The organism is Myxococcales bacterium (assembly GCA_022184915.1).
Taxonomy (GTDB): Bacteria; Myxococcota_A; Polyangia; order Fen-1088; family Fen-1088; genus JAGTJU01.
In genome coordinates, this window is the sequence record JAGTJU010000002.1 from 658,619 (window position 1) to 676,525 (window position 17,907).

At 67.0% G+C, this 17,907-nt stretch carries 16 protein-coding genes; 8 read left to right on the forward strand and 8 right to left on the reverse strand.

Translation table 11 applies throughout. From position 1 onward, the window contains the following. The first annotated feature begins 27 nt into the window (after window positions 1-27). The 7 genes from KA712_10450 (at window position 28) to zigA (ending at window position 9,379) form a co-directional block, all read left to right on the forward strand. Window positions 28-1,482 (forward strand): protein kinase, encoded by a 1,455-nt coding sequence (locus tag KA712_10450; protein MCG5053367.1) that lies wholly within the window; start codon window positions 28-30, stop codon window positions 1,480-1,482. A 12-nt stretch (window positions 1,483-1,494) separates the two neighbouring features. Beyond that, window positions 1,495-2,379: a hypothetical protein gene (locus KA712_10455; GenBank protein ID MCG5053368.1), complete on the forward strand. Its 885-nt coding sequence runs from the start codon at window positions 1,495-1,497 to the stop codon at window positions 2,377-2,379. A gap of 62 nt (window positions 2,380-2,441) precedes the next feature. Further along, window positions 2,442-2,924: a peptidylprolyl isomerase gene (locus tag KA712_10460; protein MCG5053369.1), complete on the forward strand. Its 483-nt coding sequence runs from the start codon at window positions 2,442-2,444 to the stop codon at window positions 2,922-2,924. Window positions 2,925-3,035: 111 nt separating this feature from the next. Next, a complete protein-coding gene (locus KA712_10465) occupies window positions 3,036-5,546 on the forward strand; it encodes a PAS domain S-box protein (protein MCG5053370.1) in 2,511 nt (836 codons plus the stop codon). 278 nt (window positions 5,547-5,824) lie between these two features. After that, window positions 5,825-7,213, forward strand: coding sequence for a hypothetical protein (locus KA712_10470; GenBank protein MCG5053371.1), 1,389 nt, complete (start codon window positions 5,825-5,827; stop codon window positions 7,211-7,213). Window positions 7,214-7,279: 66 nt separating this feature from the next. Beyond that, window positions 7,280-8,065 carry a hypothetical protein gene (locus KA712_10475; protein ID MCG5053372.1) on the forward strand — a complete coding sequence of 262 codons (786 nt, stop codon included), beginning with the start codon at window positions 7,280-7,282 and terminating at the stop codon, window positions 8,063-8,065. Between the two features lie 78 nt (window positions 8,066-8,143). Then, on the forward strand, window positions 8,144-9,379 hold the full coding sequence (gene zigA / locus KA712_10480; protein ID MCG5053373.1) for a zinc metallochaperone GTPase ZigA: 1,236 nt from the start codon (window positions 8,144-8,146) through the stop codon (window positions 9,377-9,379). Window positions 9,380-9,434: 55 nt separating this feature from the next. Here zigA and KA712_10485 read toward each other — a convergent pair whose 3' ends face one another. The 5 genes from KA712_10485 to KA712_10505 are packed head-to-tail and all read right to left on the reverse strand — an operon-like array spanning window position 9,435 to window position 13,415. Next, on the reverse strand, window positions 9,435-10,019 hold the full coding sequence (locus tag KA712_10485) for a DUF1588 domain-containing protein (GenBank protein ID MCG5053374.1): 585 nt from the start codon (window positions 10,017-10,019) through the stop codon (window positions 9,435-9,437). After that, entirely contained in the window at window positions 9,958-10,746 is a 789-nt protein-coding gene (locus KA712_10490) for a DUF1592 domain-containing protein (protein ID MCG5053375.1), read from the reverse strand. The genes KA712_10485 and KA712_10490 overlap by 62 nt, the downstream gene beginning before the upstream one ends. Before the next feature lie 39 nt (window positions 10,747-10,785). Beyond that, complete coding sequence (locus tag KA712_10495; GenBank protein MCG5053376.1) at window positions 10,786-11,817, reverse strand: hypothetical protein; 1,032 nt, start codon at window positions 11,815-11,817, stop codon at window positions 10,786-10,788. After that, window positions 11,814-12,434, reverse strand: a complete 621-nt coding sequence (locus tag KA712_10500; protein ID MCG5053377.1) for a sigma-70 family RNA polymerase sigma factor — start codon at window positions 12,432-12,434, stop codon at window positions 11,814-11,816. The genes KA712_10495 and KA712_10500 overlap by 4 nt, the downstream gene beginning before the upstream one ends. A gap of 57 nt (window positions 12,435-12,491) precedes the next feature. Beyond that, window positions 12,492-13,415 (reverse strand): hypothetical protein, encoded by a 924-nt coding sequence (locus KA712_10505; protein ID MCG5053378.1) that lies wholly within the window; start codon window positions 13,413-13,415, stop codon window positions 12,492-12,494. Between the two features lie 1,106 nt (window positions 13,416-14,521). Here KA712_10505 and KA712_10510 point away from each other — a divergent pair. Then, entirely contained in the window at window positions 14,522-15,142 is a 621-nt protein-coding gene (locus KA712_10510; GenBank protein MCG5053379.1) for a hypothetical protein, read from the forward strand. 127 nt (window positions 15,143-15,269) lie between these two features. On the opposite strand, the gene KA712_10515 is transcribed toward KA712_10510, so the two are convergent. The 3 genes from KA712_10515 to KA712_10525 are packed head-to-tail and all read right to left on the reverse strand — an operon-like array spanning window position 15,270 to window position 17,905. Continuing rightward, window positions 15,270-16,580, reverse strand: coding sequence for a hypothetical protein (locus KA712_10515; protein MCG5053380.1), 1,311 nt, complete (start codon window positions 16,578-16,580; stop codon window positions 15,270-15,272). Between the two features lie 54 nt (window positions 16,581-16,634). Next, the gene (locus KA712_10520) at window positions 16,635-17,483 is read right to left on the reverse strand and encodes an energy transducer TonB (protein ID MCG5053381.1); all 849 of its coding nucleotides are present in this window, start codon (window positions 17,481-17,483) and stop codon (window positions 16,635-16,637) included. Continuing rightward, window positions 17,480-17,905 (reverse strand): biopolymer transporter ExbD, encoded by a 426-nt coding sequence (locus KA712_10525; protein ID MCG5053382.1) that lies wholly within the window; start codon window positions 17,903-17,905, stop codon window positions 17,480-17,482. Before KA712_10525 ends, KA712_10520 begins: the two co-directional genes overlap by 4 nt. Window positions 17,906-17,907 lie beyond the last annotated feature (2 nt).

Consider the following 17,907-nt stretch of genomic DNA (forward strand, 5'->3'; position numbering starts at 1 on the left):
GTTTCGCCAGCTTCAATGGCGTGAAACATGGACCGCGAGAAATCAAGCCAGGTTGTTCGGCTGGGCGACGACGCTGAACTTTCGTCAAGCCCGCAGCCTTGCGTCGCCCGCGGCGAGCCCGCGCTTCTCGCGGGGGACATGGTGGCCAACAAGTACGAGGTCTTGCGCCTCGTGGCGGTGGGCGGCATGGGAGCCGTCTACGCCGTTCGTCACTTGGATCTCGGAAAAGACGTCGCGCTCAAAATCATGGGGGCGGGCAGTGGCCACAAGGCCCATGATGTCGAGCGTTTTCGGCGCGAGGCCAAGGCCGCCGCGCGCATGTCCTCGGAGCGCATCGTGCGCGTGTACGACGTCGACCGTACTGCCGAAGGCCTCTCGTACCTCGTGATGGACCTCTTGGACGGGCAGCCGCTGTCGCGGGCGCTCGAGCAAGGCCTCGTCTTTTCCGAGCTGCGCGCCGCTTCCTACGTGATGCAGCTGTGCGAAGCCCTCGAAGAAGCGCATCGGCACGGCGTCATCCATCGCGACGTCAAGCCCGCGAACCTCATGGCCTGCGGGGAAACCTTCGGCCCTCCTGGGTCGGGGCAGGAGTCCGCGCCGGTGCGTCTCAAGCTGCTCGACTTCGGCGCGGCGAAGTTCAAGGACGAGGGTGGCACCCCGCCGCCCGAGGCCCCCTCCGAACCCGGGTCTTTCTCCGGTGCGCAGGGGATGGTCAACGGAGGCTTCACCGTATTCAACGACGCCATGGTCCCGGGAACGCCCGCGTACATGTCACCCGAACAGTACATGCGCCCTTCCGAGGTGACGGCCGCTGCCGACATTTGGGCTGCGGGGATCGTCCTCTTCGAGCTGGTCAGGGGCCGCCCACCTTTCGAGGCCCGCGACGTGGGAGCGCTGGCCGAGGCGATCGTGCTCGACCCACCTCCGCTTCACGAGATCGCCGACACGAAGCTGCGGGCGGTGATCGCACGCTGCCTGGAAAAAGAGCCAGGTGCTCGCTTCTCATCGGCCACGGAGCTACGCGGAGCGCTGGCCGCCCTGTGGGAAGAGACCCGTGAGCCCGCCGCACCCACGCCCACGCCCATCGAAGTCCCCGTGAAGCTCGGGACGAAGGGCCGTGGCCGGCGGCGGGCTCTCGTCGCGGCCCTGGTCACCGCGGTGGGTGCGACAGCCTTTTGGCTGGCGTCGCGTGCCCCCGTTTCTTCGCCCACCGCCACCGTCGAACTGCGGCCGGAGCCTCCCGCAGCGTCTCCCGCGCTGCGTGCGGAAGAAGCGCCCCGCGCGGTGGACCCTGCCACGGAAGCGGCATCTTCCTCCGAAGACGTGGCCGCTGCGGAGGAGCCCCTGGCACCAGGCTCAATCCCAACCGCCGAAGGCGTGCGCCCGGCGCCGAAGACGCTGGTGAAGGAGGGCCGCACCCGCGGGTCCGAGGACACGCGCGCTTCCCAGAGGCAAGGGCCGAGCCCCCTGCCCTTGTTCTAAGCCCTGACGGTCATGAACGTTCCCAAGTTGCTCGTCGTCGCGCTCGTGTGTGTGCCCCTCGTGAGGCGGGGCGTTGCGTGTGCCCAGGAGGGCGCGGTCTCCCCGGAAAAAGCGGAGGCGCCCGCGTCCGTGCGCTCGTGCTACGAGCTGCCCTTGCTGCGCTGTTTGGGCCCGGAGGCCCGCGCCGCCTACGTGAAGGGCAAAGCGTCCTTCGGCGCGCAGAGGTACCTCGAGGCCTTGCAGGGCTTTGAGGAGGCTTACCGTCTTCAGCCCGATCCCCGGTTGAAATGGAACCGCGCCGCGACCCTCGTGGAACTCGGGGATCACGTTCAAGCGGCGCGCGAGCTCGACAGCCTGGTCGAGGCTGATGCCGCGTTGCCGGCCCACGAGTCGCTGCGGGCCGATGCCCTGCGCGCGCTCGAGGGCCTCGAAAAGTACGTGCGGACGCTCAAACCCGTGGTCAGCCCCCCAGGAGCTTCGGTGCATGTCGATGGCGCCTTCGTGGGAACGGCGCCCCTCGAGCGCCCGATCCGTTTGGATCAAACCCGCCCGCATGTCCTGGTCGTCAGGGCCCCTGGCTACGACGAGCACGTGTTCGATTTGGCGATCTCGGATCCCTTGCCAGAGCAGATTGCCCTGGTTCCGTCGGGCGCGGTGCCCGGCCCGGGCGTGCCGGGGCTCCCCGCGATGGCGATCGCTCCTCCGGTCGAGCGAGCGGCACCGGGTGAGCCCGAGGCGGCCGGTGTGACCGAAGCGCGGGCCTCCTCATCCTCGCGCGCCCTTGTCTGGGGCGGGGTGGGCCTCCTCACGCTCCTGGCGGCTGCCGGCGCCTTTGTACTGCTCAGCCGGGACGCGGAACCCACCGAGCCCGATCTTGGCCGTGTCACGCTCTTCTGAGCGGCTCGAATCGACGACGACGTGCTCCTGACATCCGGCCTTCGCCTGTTACAGTAGGCCTCATGAAGGTTGCCGCCCAGAAGGTCGTTACGATCACCTACACACTGAAGGACGAAAAGGGCGAGGTGCTCGACACCTCCGAGGGGCGGGAGCCCATGGCCTACCTGCACGGGGCCGCCAACATCGTGCCCGGGCTGGAAGCCGCGCTCGAGGGCAAGGAAGCGGGCGAGAGCCTGGAGGTCACGTTGCCGCCCGAGCAGGGCTACGGCGTGCGCGACGAACAGGCCATCCGGAACGTGGCCACCCGAAAGTTGTCTCCCGACCGCAAGGTGGCGGTGGGCGAGCGCTACCGGGTCTCGACGCCCGAGGGGGGCCGCATCGTGACCGTGCTCTCCGTCAAAGGCGACTACGCCACCATCGATGCCAACCATCCGCTTGCGGGGATCACCCTGCATTTTGCGGTGTCGGTGGTCGACGTGCGAGACGCCAGCGCCGAGGAAGTTGCCCACGGCCACGTGCACACGCCCGGCGCACATCACCACTAAACGCGCAACGCGGTTCAGGACGTGCTTGGGTCCTGACGCCTCCGTTTCGTCGTTGCGGCCCGCGCAGGGGCCCGCATCTGTGTGATAGTGTTTCACGCAAGGTGGCAGACGATGAAGCCGACGGCTGCGATTTTGGAGCAAGAGCTGAAGGACGCCCGGGCCCGGGAAGACGAGTACCGGGTGCGTCTGGCCCGCCATCGTGAACTGTCACGCAAGCTGCGCGCGCAGTCCGACGCTTTGCGGGCAGCGCTGCGAACCGCAGACGAAGGGCCGCTCGACCTCGACCGCCTGCTCGAGGCGGTGGGGCGGCTCTCGAGCCAAGCGCTGGGTGTGCCACGAACCAGTGTGTGGCTCTTCGACGAGCGGCACCAGAACCTGGTGTGCCGCTGGCAGCTGCCCGAGCGCGACGAAGGGCCCCGCCTCGCGATCGCCGTGGCCAGCGCCCCGCGCTACGTGAACGCGATCAGGGGCACGGGGGTGAACGCGGTGGCGGTGGCAGACGTCTTCGCCGATGCGCGGACCGCTGAGCTGCACGACTATCTTCGACGCCACGATGTGGGCGCCCTGCTCGACATCCCGATCGTGGGGCCGGGGGCCGTTCACGGCGTGGTCTGCCACGAACACCAGGGCGGGACGCGGGACTGGCACGAAGCGGAGATCGACTTTGCCACCGACGTGGGCGCTTTGGTTGCCCTGTTGCTCGAAGCCGAGCGGCGAAGAGACGCCGAACGGATGGCCCGCGGCACCGAGGCGAAGTACCAGAACCTGGTCGAAAAACTGCCGGTGGTGGTCTATTCGTTCGACTACAACACGGCAGAGCTCGATTACCTGAGCCCGCGCATGCAAGACCTTGCGGGGCATCCTCCCGAGCACTATCTGGCGGCAAACGGCGTGGAGCGCTGGAGCGCCACGATGGCCCCTGAAGATCGGCCCTTGGTGCAGCGTCGTTTTTCCCCGCGCCACGGCGAGGTGCCCGAACCCGAGCTGGTTTATCGCATCAACCACCCCGAAAAAGGGCGCCGCTGGATCCGGGATACCTGTGCTCTGATTCGGGACGCGCGGGGAAAGCCCTTTGCGGTCCAGGGAACCTTGGCCGACATCACCGAGCTACGGCAGGCCGAGCTGTGGCGAGCCGAGGCGGAGCGCCGGTACCAGGCGCTGCTCGAAAACGTCGACGTGCTGGGCATGGTGATGGCGCCCGATGGGCGCCTGCAGTTCGTGAACGACGGCTTCGTACGTGCCACTGGTTTTTCTCGTGAAGAGGCGCTGGGGGCGGATGCCTTTACGCTGCTCTTGCCTGCCGAAAGCGTTGCTTCGTTCCGCGACCCCTTCGTCGCGGCGTTGTCACAGGGGCAGGTGCAACCCCGCATGGAGGTGCAGATCCGGAGCGCGGCGGGGCGCCTCGTGCGGGTGCTGTGGACCCATACCCTGCTGCGCGACCCCGATGGTGAGGTGAGCGGGGTCTGTAGCTTGGGGGTGGACATCACCTTGCGCGTGGCCGAAGAAAACGCGGCCCTGGAAGAGCAGAAGATGGAGAGCCTCGGGCGCCTGGCTGCGAGCGTGGCGCACGACTTCAACAACCTCCTCACGGTCATCAGCGCGGAGGTCGAATTGCTCGACCCAGGGGCGGAGGCCACGCAGGCCCGGACGCAGATCCTCGAGGCGGTGGGGCAGGCGCGTTCGCTGACGCGTGCGCTGCTGGCGTATGCCCGTCGAGAGACGATCGCGCCCACGCTCGTGAGCGTGGATGAGCTCATCACGAACAGCGCGGTTTTGTTCGAGCGTATGGTGGGCCGCGGCGTGACCTTGACCCTGGTGGCGGGGGCGAAGGGGGCCGAGGTGGTGATGGATCCGTCGCAGCTTCGTCAGCTCATCGCAAACCTGGTGGTGAACGCGGCTGACGCCACCCGGGGCCATGGCAATCAGGTTCGTCTTTCCACCGCCGTGGTCTTGATGGAAGCCGATCAGGCCCGCGCGAAGGGGCTCGCGTCCGAAGGCGACTTCGTCATCTTGCGCGTGGCTGACGATGGGCCCGGCGTCACCACGGAGGTCGCCGACAGGATCTTCGATCCCTTCTTCACGACCAAGCCCGACGGTACGGGGTTGGGCTTGGCGATGTGTGATTCGATCGTGCGGCGGGCGGCAGGACGTATCGAGGTCAGCAATACGCCGGGTCAGGGGGCGGTCTTTTCGGTGTACCTGCCCATCGCGCGGTGGGCTGAGTCCCGCAAGGCGCAGGCTCCCAAGGTCCCTCCCGCGACGGCCCTGGTCCCGGCGGGAAGGCGCGTCGTGCTGGTGGTCGAGGACGTGGAGCCGGTGCGCAATCTCGTGGTGAGGATTCTGTCTGAAGAGGGACTCGACGTGCTCGAGGCGCCCGATCTCGCCACCGCGAGCCAGCGGCTGCGCGAGCAGAAAATCGACCTCATCCTGGCCGACGGGCGTTTGCCGGACGGCGACGGCGCGGCGTGGGCGGCGGCGTGCCTTTCCGGAGGCCGCGTGAGCGGCGTGGTGGTCATGGTGAGTGGCCCCTCGATCGTGAGCTTCGCTGGGCCCTACGCCGTGTTGCCCAAGCCGTTCCGCCTCCCTGCGCTCGTCGAGACCGTCAAGCGCGTTCTGGCGTAAGCGCCAATCGTCCCGCCGCTGCGGCCGTCTCCTTGCGCTGCGCACGGCAGCGGAAGCCCCCGGGGCACCGCCTTCTTCTGACGCTCTCGCGATCTTTGCTGATTTTCCCCAAACCCGTGGGTGCCCCGGGGAGGGTGAAGATATTCCCTTGGTCATTTATATGCAAGTGGATTGCAGATCCAGTTCAGGTGTTGTAGCTCTGTCGACACACTTGGGTGAGGCGGTCCTGTTCGTGGGGCCGCGATGGGATCATGCAAACGAAGGAAGAAGGATCGAAGATGCGAAGCCAATTGCCGAAGCTCCTGGCCCTTTGCCTGCCGCTCTTTGCGGGGGCGCTGGGCGCCTGCAGCGACGATGACGATTTCGAGGTCGTGCCCGACGCCGCGCCTGCCGATGCATTCGCGCCGGCACCGACGCCGGCCGATGCCGGTGGCTGTGTGGGCGCCGCGTGCACGCCGGACGCCGGGGTCGTGCCCGATGCTCTTGCCGCAGACGCGGGGGCAGTCAACGATGCCGGGGCCGGGGTATCCCAGGGGCGGTTGCTCGTGGCGGACGGGGATCCTGAAAAGCCCCGCTTTTGGGTGGTCGATCTCGACGACGGAAGCACGGTGGCCAGCTTTGCCGCTCTGGGTAGCGCGCGGGTGTACAGCACCGAATCGGGGTCTGGCTACGCATGGGTGAACCAGCGGGTCCCCGGCTTGGTCGAGATCGTGGCGTCCGGGATCAGTGTGCAAGAGGGCATGCTCACCAAGGTCAGCCCCTGGGTGCTGGATACGCGCCTCGAGGGCCCGCTGCCCACTCACTGGGTCTCGCATGACCACTGGATCGTGTCGTTCAACGACGGCGACGGCAGTTTTGACTACGTGCTCGAGAGCAGCCTTGGCACCACGCGGCCGCTCATGAGGCGGGCCACCACGGGCAAGGCGCACCACGGGGTGGCGCTCATCTCCCAGGGCAACGTGTTCGCCTCGCTGCCGAATCCCGATCCGGCCGCCACGAGCACCTTGCCGGTGGGCGTGACCATTCGCAAGCTTGCCACGCCCGACGTCGTCTTCGAGCAAAGCGACGCTTGTCCTGCCTTGCACGGCGAAGGAAGCAACGATGAGGTCGTGGCGTTCGGCTGCGGCGATGGCGTGTTGATCGCCGAGCGCAAAGAAGGCAAGTTCGCCTTCCGCAAGCTGCCGAACCCGGCAGATACGCCGATGGGGCGCCGCGTGGGGACCGTGAAAGCCAAGGACGGCGTGCCGCGCCTGGTGGGCAACTGGGGCAATGGGTTCGCACTCATCCCGTACCGCGACGCCACGCCGGTGTGGACCGCCGTCGATCTCGGCGCCGCGAACCGCGGCTTCGATGTGGACGAATCGGGACAGCGCCTCGTGGTGTTGGCGGGTGATGGCACCTTGCGGATGTACAACCCGATCACAGGGGCCGCGCTCGGGCCCCCGCTGGCTGTCATGGATGCCTGGCCCACGATGGGGCTGCCACCGGGCACGCCCACCCCGGGAATGGGCCTCGGCAAGGACAAGGCTTTCATCACGGATCCGCGCGTGGGCACCGTGGTGGAAGTGGATCTCGCCACCTGGCAGAAGGGACGCACCTTCACCGTGGGGGGCCAGCCCTACAGCGTCGCGGCGTTCGGTCGCTGGATGCCGTCTCCTCAACCCTGAACCCCGCAGCGGAACGCCCGAGGGCCGCCACAGGAGCGGCTCTCGGGGCGTCGTTTGGAGTCTCACGTGAAACGATTCCCTTTGGCAGCCCTCGTGCTCGGCTGTGGGGTAAGCGCCGCTTGTACCGATGACGAGACCGTTTTGCCCTCGCATTGCGGGATAGCGTTCGAGAACGCCGCCCATGCCTGTCTTCACGGTCGCGCAGGTCCCTTCGTTGCGCTCACGTCGGCTTTGTCAGGTGCGCCCGCAAGGCTCGAGCAGCTGCACACGCTTTATACGGTGGGGCTCGCGCCGATGCAGGACTCTCACTTCGGCGGTCGGGTGAGTTTTCGCCCGAAAAGCGCTGGTCTGTGGGGGTTCTTTCTCGATCCCGCAGCGCCGTTTTCGGCGGAGACTCCCGAAGGCAAACCTTTGCCCTGGGAGCTGACGACCACGGCCACCCACTGTGCCTCCTTTGCGACGGCCCACGTGCTTCGTCTGGAGGCGGAGCAGGAGATCCATCTCGTCGTGCAGCACGCCGAGGCGCCCTTCGTGCGGGTCCTTCCGGAGCGCCTCGGGGGTGCATGGCCGCAGGCGCTCGAAACGGTCGGTTGTGGCGCGGTGCTCGTGGACGGGGGCCGTGCGCCCACGGACGGGGGCAGCGATGCACATGTCAATGCGCCTGTGCTTGCGCCCGTGCCGGACCTTGCCCCTGCGCCTGATGGGGCAGCAGGGGACGCAGGCAGGTCGGAGCCTGACGCTGCGCAGCCTTTCGCCGATGCTGCGTCTGCTCCCATGTGCCGGACCGAAGGCCCCTGCACCCGCGACGACGAGTGCTGCGCGTTCTGTCATGACCAGGACCACTGCCACTAGGGCCTCTGCGTCGACGCGTCGTCCAGCCGTTTTTCGCGTCGACGGACCCGGACGCGGGGGCTAATCTCGCAGGCTTTCATGGCGCATACGGGATCCTCCTCTTTCGACCCTTTGCCTGTCACGGTGCTGTCCGGGTTTTTGGGTGCGGGCAAAACCACGCTGCTCAACCACGTGCTCGCGAACCGCGAGGGCCTGCGCGTTGCGGTCATCGTCAACGACATGAGCGAGGTGAACATCGATGCGGCTTTGGTGAAGGGGCAGGCGTCGTTGCGGCGCACGGACGAAAAGCTCATCGAGCTTTCGAATGGCTGTATCTGCTGCACGCTGCGCGAAGACCTCCTCATCGAGGTGGCCGCGCTGGCGCGGGAGAACCGCTTCGACTACTTGCTCATCGAATCCACGGGGATCTCCGAGCCCCTGCCGGTGGCCGAGACCTTTACCTTCGCTGACGAGCAGGGCCAAAGCCTCTTCGATCTGGCCCGTCTCGACACGCTGGTGACGGTGGTGGACGCCTGGCGCTTCATGGCCGATTGGAAAGGCGAAGAAGACCTGCGCGCTCGCGAACCTGCGCTCGAGGATGAGGACGAGCGCACGGTGGCCGACCTTCTCGTGCAGCAAGTCGAGTTTGCCAACGTGCTCGTCATCAACAAGACGGATCTGGTCTCGCCAGAGGAGCTCGATCGCCTCGAGGGGCTCTTGAAGCGCCTCAACCCCACGGCGCGCATCCTGCGCACACGTCACGGTCACGTGGCTCTGCGCGAGGTGCTGGGCACGGGGCGCTTCGATTTCGAGGCGGCCGAGCAGGCGCCCGGTTGGCTCCAAGAGCTGCGGGGCACCCACACGCCCGAAACAGAGACCTACGGGATTGGCAGCTTCGTGTACCGCGCGCGTTCGCCGTTTCATCCCGAACGGTTCTGGCGCTTGCTGCATGAACGGCCTGCGCTGTGGGCCGACATCCTGCGCTCGAAGGGCTTCTTCTGGTTGGCGTCCCGCAGGGATCTCGTGGGCAGTTGGTCCCAGGCCGGGGGCAGCGCGATCTGTGAAGGGGCGGGGCTGTGGTACGCGGCGCTGCCGAAGGAAGAGTGGCCCGAGGATGCGGAAGAGCGCGAAGAGCTCGAGGCCGCGTGGCAAGAGCCTTACGGTGATCGCCGGCAGGAGCTGGTGTTCATCGGCGTCGATCTCGATGAACCCGGCATCCGCGCCGCCCTGGACGCCTGTCTCGTGACACAGGCGGAGCTTGATGTGCCCGAGGAGAGCTTCGCCGATCCCTTTCCGTCCTGGCTCGCCTGCGACGATCCCTCCCACGAACACTGAGGGACCCGCGGGGCGCGGTTGCGACAGACCGAGGCGATCGCGACGCCAGCCGCCCTCAGCTTCCGAAGCGCTCTTCGAGCACGGCGGCGATCAAAAACCGAATCTGTCCGTCGTGGGCCCTGAGGGTTTCGGCGAGGTGTTTGGCCTTGTCCCAAACGTGGTCCGTAGGCATGTCTTCGGGAGCGTGTGAGTACGTGAGCCAACGCTGGGCGTAACAGGCCTGCGATTCGAGGTGCGTGGAGAGGAGCTGGCCGAGCTCAGCCAGGCTGGCAAACGGCAACACGCCATCCGGGTTACCCGGCGGGGGCGAAAAATCGCCTGTGTAGGAGTAACGGAGCACGCCGCTCGTGTCGAAGGGCTCGCCGTAGACGTCTTTCGGCTGCAAGCGGCCCACCACATCAAACGGGTCGAGGGCAAAGCCGACCGGGTCGAAGTGGGCGTGACAGGGCCGGCAGAACTCTTGACGGTTCAGCTCGCGCTGAAAATGCGAACGATAACTTTCGCCGGGCATGGGCACGGAGCTCTGAAATAGTTCCTTCACGCCTTCGAGGGGCGCGGGCCGCAAACACATGACCTTGTCAAAGAACCACGCCCCCCGGGCGGACGGCACGAGGCGGGCGCGCCCCGTGAGCGCAATCACGCCTGGCTCGGCCAAAAGGCCTGCTGCGTAGGGAGCCAAGCTCGCGGGGCCCTGTTCGGCGGTGCTCTGCCATGCGGGTGCCAGGGTCACATGGTCGCTCCGAGGTCCACAGCCTCTGGAAGTTGCGATCGCCGCGCAACGTGACGTCGACGAGGAAGTCGAGGGCATCACGGGCCATGAGCGCCAGGCGATCGTGGTCGTACCCCGGAAACAGCACGGGATCCTTTTCGGGATACGCATCGAGGCCCAGCCACGTTCGGTAAAACGAGCTCACCCCCAAAACGGCCCGGTTGTTCTCCAGCATGTGAAGCGCCACGCAGTAGAGGTCACCGGAGGTTTCGACGAGCGGCAGGTAGGTTTGGATCGCCTCGGTTGCGAGGGCGAGCTTTTGTTGGTCTTGCTGCTCGGGCGCGGTCCAAAGCAGGAACGCCACGTTCTCCATCGCGATCAGACCCGCGATGCCACCAAGCGGATTGCCCTTGCCCCAGCGCTCGCAGGCGAAAGGAATCCCCTGGATCGCCACCGCAGGAGGAGGCGCGGCCACGGAATCCGGCGCGAGTCCACCGCCCTGTCCGCCTGAGTTCACCTGGGTCGTGCTTCCGCCGTCGACGTGCGGGCCCACGTCATAAGCCACACCACACGCACAGAGGAAGAACAACGCACCCCACGCCGCCGAGCGAGACCACACGTTCATCGAAGACTCCTTGTCAATAACCGGCGCGTCCATACTTCCCCCTTGTCCGGGGCCGTCTCCGCCTTACGGACGCTATGGTGAGGTCGCTGGGTTCTCGATGTTGGCAAGATGTCCTCGCACGTTGGGCGCATGGGGGGAGCGAGGGAAGGCGTGAAGGAAGCTCTGCATGAGCTGGCGTGCTTCTCGGTGATGGTGGCACTGCAGGGCGGCCATGGCTGCGCCGTAGTGCGCGCGTTCGCGATGAGGGCGCGACAACCCTGGAGCCTCGAGCGCCTTCGAGAAGGCCTTCGCCGCTTCAGCGCAGTTCGTAAAGAAGGCCAGCTCGCCCCGCAGTACGTGCAAAGCCGGAGACGCCGCCCGGGTGGTGTGGAGAAGTTGGCGGGCTTCCTCGAGGCGCCGGGCGTCGATGAGCGCCGTCGCCAAGGCCAGCTCCGCCTCGTCGCGAAACGCCGCGCTGGGATGCGCCGCCAGGTAGCCCTGCAGTTGCGCGATGGCGGCGGCGTTTTCGCCCCTTCGCAGCGTTTGCAGAGCCTGCGTCACCAAAGCGGCCTCCTTCTGCACGAATGAAGGCTCCGGCGCGCTCAAAGGGGCTGGCGCGACCTCGGGCTCCCTCGGCTCCTCCTCCGGACGCCACGCGTGGCGTGTGACGGCGGCCTTGCGTGCGGGCCGAGGTGCAGCCGCAGGCGGAAGGGCTTGTACGAGAGGTTCGTCGGCCCGCAAGGCCAGCGCTTCTGGGGGGCTGGGTGTCGCGCGGGCCAGACGAAGCGGGCGCACGGGCGGGAGCGGGGGCGTTTTCGTGAGGTTCAGAGTCCGCACGTGAGGTCGAAGCCAACGGACCGAGATGACGGTCGTGGCCGCGCCCACCGTGGCGCCCAGCACGAGCAACAGCGCCACCGTGCCGAAACGAAGCCCGAGGGTGCCAGGACGGCGCCTGCGGGTGCGCGCCTTCGCCCGCACCGCGCGCTGGATGCGGGCCAAGGTCACGTCGGACAGCGGCGTCTCCTCGGCGAGCGCCTGGACCAGGCTTGCGAGCGGCGTGTCCCCCCTCGTCTTCAAGCGAGCGGGAGCTTGCCGGAACGAATCGTCGTCGCGGCGATCGGTCATTTGACACCTTTCGACAGGGCCGGCTTGGCTTGCCGGGGCATAGGCAAAAGCGCGGCTTCGTGGCGCTCCGCCAGGTTTTCCAGCGTGCGCCGCGCCCGGTGAACGCGCACCCACACGTTGGCCACCGAGGTCCCCGTCAACGCCGCAATCGACGCGCCGTCGAGCTCCTCGATCTCGTAAAGCACGAAGGCGGTGCGCTGGGCGTCGGGCACCTGCTCGAGCAGGCCGTAAAGCAGGGCCCGCGCTTGTTGCCTCTGCAGTTGTCTTTCGGGGTTCGGCTGGTCATCCACGGGATCGTGCTCGCTGCGTTCACCACCCCAGAGTTTGCCCAACCAACGCCGCACCCGTTGGCGGCGCCGGAGCGCCTGGACCACCCTCACGGTGATGCCGTGCAGGTAGGCGCCGATCTCGGCGCGCTGGGGGTCGTAGGCGTCGAGCCGCCGCAGAAAGACCGTGAAGACCTCCTGTGTGACGTCCTCGACGTCGATCTCGGGCCCCCCTAGCCGCCGCGCCCACAGGGACACCTGCGCGGCATGGCTGCGGTAAACCTCGGAAAAGTCCGGCGGGCACCCGTTGTCGGGGGCACCTGGGGCTTGGTGGGGCTCACGAGGGGGCATGCGTCCTTCCGTCTTGTCGCGGGCGCGCCCTGCCTTACAGCCAAACGTCGGAAAGGGTCAAAGGTCCCACGCCACGGTCACCCGAAGCCAAAGGTCTGCCCGGGGCAACGGGGGGCTTCGCTCGGGCGTGCTCGGCAGCCACACGCGCTCCTCCCGCGCCCAGACCACCAGGTCGAGATCGGCCACCACGGACAGCGGTGCCCCCAGGGGCAGCATGCCCACCAGCGCCAACTTCCCTGCCGGCACCCAGGCCGCATCGCTACGGGTTTCGGTACCGCTGCGCCCCTCGAGACGCGTGTGCGCCACCAGCACGCCCGCATCCACGCCCCACGCGCCAGAGCCCACCGATTTACGGCTGGCCACCCCCAGTCCCCCGCCGAAGCGACTCCAGGAGACCTGCGTGTTTTCGATCGCGAGGCGCCGCCCGGGCACACCAAAAACCTCACCCTTCAAGGCGAAGGTGGGGCCCACGAAGCGCAGCACATCTGCCACGAAGCCAATGCCGGTGCTTCCCTGCTCGAAGGCAGCCCCCGCCACGCCCACGAGGCCCGCGGCCCATCGCATCCGGGGGCCTGGCGGCGGAGACTTCGCGGGGGTGGCGATCGCCGTCAGCACGGGGGCCGCGGCAGGTTCCGGGCGCGGCGCCGGGAGTGCCACCGCGACTTCGTCGAGCGGCGCGCCCAAGCCACCGGCCACGGCCCACGTCGAGGCAAACACCGCAACCACCTGAGCGCGGTCTTCGCAGGCGAAGGGCTCGGCCCACCGTTTGGCGGCCAGCAGCACCCCCTCGGCCCCCCGCAGCTCGACGGCCATACCTCCGGACGCTTCGAGCGCCACCTGCACGTGGCGTACGTGACCGTCGTCGAAGCTTGCCAGCAAGGACTGCGCCCGCTCGGCCAAGCCGCAATCGCCGGGGCCCGTCACGGTGACGGGCAGGTTGGTTGCGAACGACAACGACAGAAGGAGGGTGACGGCGTTCATGGGGTGGGCGCCCTGGGGCGGCGCGGCCAGGATAACACCATGCCACCGTCAGTCTTGTTCTCGAGGTAGCACGGAAGGCTGGGCATCTTCCGCTCGGCACATTCGACAAGCAGTTGGGGAAGGCCGCTGGAGGTCATCGACTCTGAGTTGGCCGTCCAACCCACGCCCTGAGTGCACTCCCACAACCGCCAATACTGTCCAGAAACATGGGTGGGCCCACGGCCAGCTGTGCTGGCCTCCGCATCGGAGCCGTCTTCTTCCCCCCCCAAATGATCATTCCTGATTCGATGGCCGCGACTTGAAAGGCGCATCTGCGACGCTCTGCGCGAGCCATTGCGGCTACCATGAGAAATAGCTCGAACGCGACTGCCGCTTTGACTAGCGCTAGCGGAAACGAGGACGCCTCGGCAAATGTCGCGGACATTCACGCCTGTGCCATAGCAGGGGCCATCGCAGCTCCCATATGACCTCCTCGGGTTCCCGCGAAGCAAACGCTGCGAGCCAGAAAGGACGGGAACCAAAGAAAGGGCTTGACTGTTAGCGTCGCGTCGAAGACATTTTGGCTATGAAATTTGGCGCTCCGCTCAAAAAAATTCTCCTCGTCTCGCTTGCCTGGGCCGCCCTGGGTACATCCGGCCTAGCCCGTGCGGCTGACGGTTGGATCGGCCCCATCTCCGACGAGTACTACCGCAATTTCAACTCATGCGGCTCAACGCGTGCCGTGGGTGGAATGCAGTGCATGGGCAGGTACTGCGACAACGTGTATCTGTTTTGCAAAGACTTGCCGGCTGGAGTCACGCTGGACCTTGCGCGCCGATTCCGGACCAGCTGGTTCTCGGAAGAGAACACTTACTGGCGGGACTGCGGATCAAACGCCGTTATTACAGGCCTGGGATGCGCCAAAAGCTACTGCGACAACATGCAGCTTGAGTGCACGCCTTTGGCCACGGGCCGGAGGACGGGAAGCGTTTGGGGGCAGTCGTTCTTCTCCGAAGAAAACCCCGCACAGTACTTCAGTGGCAGGTTCGCTTTCAAACTTTACGCAAAAGGTAAGTACTCGGACAACCTTTCTGCAGATACTCAAGCCGTCCAGCCTTAAGGGCCCAATGGCATCGAGCATCGCCAAAGGATTGCAGCGACTTGTCATCGCCATCGCCGGGGTGGCTTTCGCGATCGGGCTTTGGTCGATGCTGGGTTCGCCTCGGGATATGGAGAAGGTGGCTGAGGTTCCCGTGGATACGTCTCCACGAGGTGTAGCGGTCGCATTAAATGAACCATACTCCTCAGGCAAATCCCGTGGAGGCGAGGCCGAGCTTCGGCAGGTGATGCTCGCGCTCGCCTCTGCGGTCATCGAGCGCGAGAATGTACGCGACACGGCATCGAAGGATGGCGATCATAAGACGCCCCACACTGAATCATTAGATAAGCTCCTTTCAGAGGCTCCGCGGTCCGAGGTTCGAGAGCAAGATGTGGACTCGAGGTTGCGAAAGCACCTCGAGGACATCGCGGGCGCTGACGTGCTTTCGGTGAAGTGCGTGGAGGCTTTTTGCAAAGTCGAGTTTGTGGTGCCTTCGGGCGAAGAGGCCGTACGCGGCTCGGTTAGTGCTTTACAAGCGGTCTCGCGGGTGGAGTCATCTTTGATGCTCGATTTTGTACAGGTGGGATCCCGACAGCTCGGCGTCTGTTATTTCCCGCCCCCTGGTGAAGCGCTTCCCTTTCCGGGCTAACCCGGCGAGGGCGCTGGCGAGCTGTGGCGGCCGCCGCATGAACGAAGGCGCGGCAAACCGTGTTGGCCACGCGCTGCCTACAGGCGTGGCCCTTCGGCAAATGGGTGTTGACCCCCAATCCCCAAGCCTATTGCTGAAAGCACATGAGGGGGTTGGCGAGGTCACAGCGCAAACGCAGCTCGTCTTCGCGCCACGTGCCGTCGTCCACGGGTTGAATGCGCCCGAGCTCTGCGCTGTCGCTCACCGTCCAATCGGCGCACGTGCCCACGACCGCACCCACTTGGTTCGGGGCGGCGCTTCCTGACCAAGCCGTTCTTTGGTTCGGCGATACCAAGTCCCCATCGGCAGAGATCACGAGCGAAGCCGTCCACGTGCCTGCCAGCACGGCGGCGGCATCGGGACCGAGGGGCACGCCGTCTGGGCGCGTCCACACGGGCCCCGTGGATGTCAAACGTGCCGAAGCCGCTTCCTCGCGGGTGGACACCAGCGAGACGAACGTGCCCGCTAAGCCGGCGGCCGCCGCTTCTTTTTGGCAAAGCGCATCGAAAGCCGCGCGGCCCGCCGCAGAGGGTTTGATGGCCTCCTCTGTCAGAAACGCCACCCTCCCCGTGGGCGCCGTGGTGACGAGCGGCCCCGTGTGGTTCGCTTGAAAACAAGCCAGGCGCACCGGCTGTCCGCAGCCATCGTTTTGAAACGAGCTCCAGTTGCGCCCCACCCAGTTCGAGGCGCCGTGCCGGAGTGTTCCCGATACGCTGGCGAAGTTGCCACAGGGATCTTTATCGGGTGCATTGCCTCCTTGCGCGTTGGTGAGAACCAGCGTTTCCGGGGGCAAGATCGCACCGTATTCGTCGTAAAGCAGGGGCGTGCGGGGCCCCAGCTCCACGAGCTCGTCGATGGCTGGCGTAAAGGCGTGCCCGTCTCTGCGTACCCAGGCGGCGCAGGTCTCGAAGCGTTCGTGTGCGGGCACCTTGCCATCGGAAAGGTAGGCCCAAAAGGTTCCTCCGAGCCCCGCGGCTGCAGCGGCAGCCTGGCAATGCGTATCGGCGGCAGCCACGCTTCCGAGCTGCCCGGGAATCACGGTCTTCGACGACACGAAAACCAGGTTTTGCCCCGGCCCCCCTTCGCCACACACCGATACGAGCAAAGCGGCATCGGCGGACGCATCGGACCCTGCGGCGTCCGGCTCCGGCAGCAGCGCCCCGGCGTCGCTCCCCACGGCCGAGTCACCCCCTGCGCCGGGACCGGAGGCTGCGTCGCCTCCGCCCGAGGCCACAGCCCCATCGAAGCGAGGGCGGCGGGTGGAATCGTCCTCGCACGCGCACAGCCACAGGGCGCAGGCCAAGGTGGCGAGCCCCACGCAAGGCCCCAGGCGCTCGGGGCCCTCCGCCGACCGAGGCCCTCGCCGTTTCAACGCAAGCGGTTTCCAAGACGACGTCATCGCGCCATCTTCGCCGCCCTCCCGCGGGCGAGCAAGCGAGGAGCACGGCGACGTTCAGCGAATGAAGAGCACCCGGATGGGACCCGAGAGGGCACGCACCGGCTGGCCATTGACGTCTGTGGCCGGAAGGAAGCGCGCCTTTTGGGCGCAGGCCAGGGCGGCTTGTCCGAAGCCAGAGCCTGGATCGGCACGAAGGTGGGCAGATTCCACGCGGCCATCGGGGCGCACCGTCACGTGCAAGATCACCGCTTGTTCGTCGATGCCAAGCGCGTCGGCTTCCGCAGGCCAGGGGCAGTCCCATTCGCCTGCGGGCAACCGCACGGGCTGCGATAGGTCTCGCGTTCCCGTCCCCGTGCCGCCCACCACGCCGCCGATCGTGGCCGGGCCCGTGACGGGCTGCGTGCCCCGTCCGGCCCCCGCCGTGGCGCCCCCCACAACCTGCGTAGTTTCACCGCTGGCGATCGTGAAGGCGGACAGATCCAGCACCTTCTGCGCGGGCGCCTCCTGCGTGACCACGGCTGCCGCTCGTGCAGGTGCGGGCGCAGGGGCTTGCGGCGCGGCCGCTGGCCGGGACCGAGCGTTTGCACGCGGCCGCGGGGCCACCGCAGGGGGGGCGGGCTGGGGCGCCTCGGGCAGCGGGGGTGCGGGGGGCGGCGGCGCGAACAGCTCCACCGTCATGGGCCGCGCGGGCGCCGGCTCTCTTGGCAGCGTGGGGGAGGGCGTGGCGGCCAAGGCGGCGCCCAAGCCAGCGGCACCCAGGCAGCAGAGCGCCAGCGCGGTGATGATCGTGCGTACACGTCCGGCTTTCGGCAGCTCGAACACGGCCGAGGCCACATTCACCTTGGCCCCGCCGAAATCGTCCCGCGACAGCCAGGGGCGCTTGCGTGAACGCCTCCGCTTCACGGCGCGGGGGCCCCTTGCGGCGGCTGCGTGGCGAAGGCCACGCGCGAAAGGCCCGCCTGGCGAAGCACGTCGAGCGTGGCGATCACCTGCGCGTGCGGCACCTGACCGTCCGCCTGAATCACGGCGCGCACATCTGGATCGCTGGCCAGCGCCTCTTTGGCTTTGGCGCGCAGCCCGTCGTCTCCCGCGACCGGCTGACCGTTGACCTCGATCCCGCCCTTGGCAGGAATGGTCACCGCGAAAATGACTTGCACGTCCTCGGCCTGGCTCGCGCTTGGCAGATCCAGAGGCATCGAGGGCGTGACGAGGATTTTGGCCGTGACGATGAAGATCACCAGCAACACCAACATGATGTCCACCAGAGGCGTCATGTTGATGCCTTCGATGATGCCGCCCGGGCGGCCCTGTATGGTTCCGGCCATGG

What these genes read in the sequence shown, in the direction of transcription:
- KA712_10450 (MCG5053367.1), top strand. Translation starts at nt 28, where the DNA reads ATGGACCGCGAGAAATCAAGCCAGGTTGTTCGGCTGGGCGACGACGCT.
- KA712_10455 (MCG5053368.1), top strand. Translation starts at nt 1,495, where the DNA reads ATGAACGTTCCCAAGTTGCTCGTCGTCGCGCTCGTGTGTGTGCCCCTC.
- KA712_10460 (MCG5053369.1), top strand. Translation starts at nt 2,442, where the DNA reads ATGAAGGTTGCCGCCCAGAAGGTCGTTACGATCACCTACACACTGAAG.
- KA712_10465 (MCG5053370.1), top strand. Translation starts at nt 3,036, where the DNA reads ATGAAGCCGACGGCTGCGATTTTGGAGCAAGAGCTGAAGGACGCCCGG.
- KA712_10470 (MCG5053371.1), top strand. Translation starts at nt 5,825, where the DNA reads ATGCGAAGCCAATTGCCGAAGCTCCTGGCCCTTTGCCTGCCGCTCTTT.
- zigA (MCG5053373.1), top strand. Translation starts at nt 8,144, where the DNA reads ATGGCGCATACGGGATCCTCCTCTTTCGACCCTTTGCCTGTCACGGTG.
- KA712_10490 (MCG5053375.1), bottom strand. Translation starts at nt 10,746, where the DNA reads ATGGACGCGCCGGTTATTGACAAGGAGTCTTCGATGAACGTGTGGTCT.
- KA712_10495 (MCG5053376.1), bottom strand. Translation starts at nt 11,817, where the DNA reads ATGACCGATCGCCGCGACGACGATTCGTTCCGGCAAGCTCCCGCTCGC.
- KA712_10500 (MCG5053377.1), bottom strand. Translation starts at nt 12,434, where the DNA reads ATGCCCCCTCGTGAGCCCCACCAAGCCCCAGGTGCCCCCGACAACGGG.
- KA712_10505 (MCG5053378.1), bottom strand. Translation starts at nt 13,415, where the DNA reads ATGAACGCCGTCACCCTCCTTCTGTCGTTGTCGTTCGCAACCAACCTG.
- KA712_10510 (MCG5053379.1), top strand. Translation starts at nt 14,522, where the DNA reads ATGGCATCGAGCATCGCCAAAGGATTGCAGCGACTTGTCATCGCCATC.
- KA712_10515 (MCG5053380.1), bottom strand. Translation starts at nt 16,580, where the DNA reads ATGACGTCGTCTTGGAAACCGCTTGCGTTGAAACGGCGAGGGCCTCGG.
- KA712_10525 (MCG5053382.1), bottom strand. Translation starts at nt 17,905, where the DNA reads ATGGCCGGAACCATACAGGGCCGCCCGGGCGGCATCATCGAAGGCATC.